Source organism: Caulobacter sp. D5 (genome assembly GCF_003185805.1).
Taxonomy (GTDB): domain Bacteria; phylum Pseudomonadota; class Alphaproteobacteria; order Caulobacterales; family Caulobacteraceae; genus Caulobacter.
In genome coordinates, this window is record NZ_QHJY01000162.1 from 1 (window position 1) to 1080 (window position 1080).

1 protein-coding gene is annotated in these 1080 nt (G+C 75.3%); it reads right to left on the reverse strand.

The window, feature by feature from the left end; genetic code table 11:
• Positions 1 to 1080 (reverse strand): hypothetical protein (locus DMC18_RS26020; protein ID WP_110132953.1); only part of this gene is annotated, 1080 nt, incomplete at both ends.

The window sequence follows — 1080 nt, forward strand, 5'->3', positions numbered from 1 at the left end:
GTGCGGCCGCTGGCCAGCGCCTTCAGGCCGAACGCCGCGCTGTCGACCAGGGCCCCCAGCAGCGGGGCCCGGTCGCCCGGCGCGGTCAGGACGTCACGCCCCTCGCGCCGCAGGGCGTTCCAGTCGGCCAGACGTCGTTGCCGCAGCGCTGCTGGCAGACCCAGCAGCCACAGGGCCGGCGCGACATGCAGCGGCGGCGCATCGTCCGGCTCGACGCACGGGCCGTCCGCCAGGAAGGCCCGGCCGAGCGCCGCGCTGCGCTGGAACAGGTGCACGCCGCTGGTGGCTCGCGGATTGCACTCCAGCAGCCACGGCCGTCCCTCGGCGTCGAGGATGACGTCGCAGGCGAACTGTCCGTCGCCCACGATCCGCTCCGCCAGCCTTGCGGCGAGGTCCCGCAGCACCGCGACGATCTCGGCCGATGGCGCGACGAACGCGTAGCTGGCGCCGCCCCGGTCGCGCCAGGCCGAGCCGTAGGCGGAAAACGCCGTCAGCCGTCCGCCCCGCGCCACGGCGTAGAACGATGTCTCGGTCCCGACCACGCAGGCCTGGGCCACCCACGGCCGCGCGGCCGAGATCGGCAGGACCGCGACCTGTTGCGCCGTCGGCCGGATCAGGGCGTGAACGCCGAAGCGGGAATATTCCGGCTTGAACACCAGCTCGCCCGCCGGCGGCAGGCCGGCCAGATCGGCAGGGCTCGTAAGGCCCCAGGTGCGAGGAACCGGCAGGCCTTCGGCGACGCAGGCCTCCGCGAATAGCCGCTTGGAATGCAGCCGTCGCAGCGTTGCGAACGGCGGCGCGAACAGCGTCGCGGCCAGGGTCGGGCGTCGCTCGGCCAGCGCCGCCAGGTGGAACACCTCCTCGCAGGTCGGCACGACCAGGGTCGGCGTCAGGGTGTCGACCAGGTCCTCGACGTCGTCGGCGAAGGCCTCGGGCCGTGTCACCGGCGAGGCGTAGGCGTGCACCGCCTCGGGCGCCTTCGACAGCCGCGCCGCGCGCGCAGGGCTGCAGTCGGCCATCCGCACGCGGGCGCCGGCCGTCCGGAACGCGCGGGCCAGGTCCAGCGCCGCCGGGGCCCGC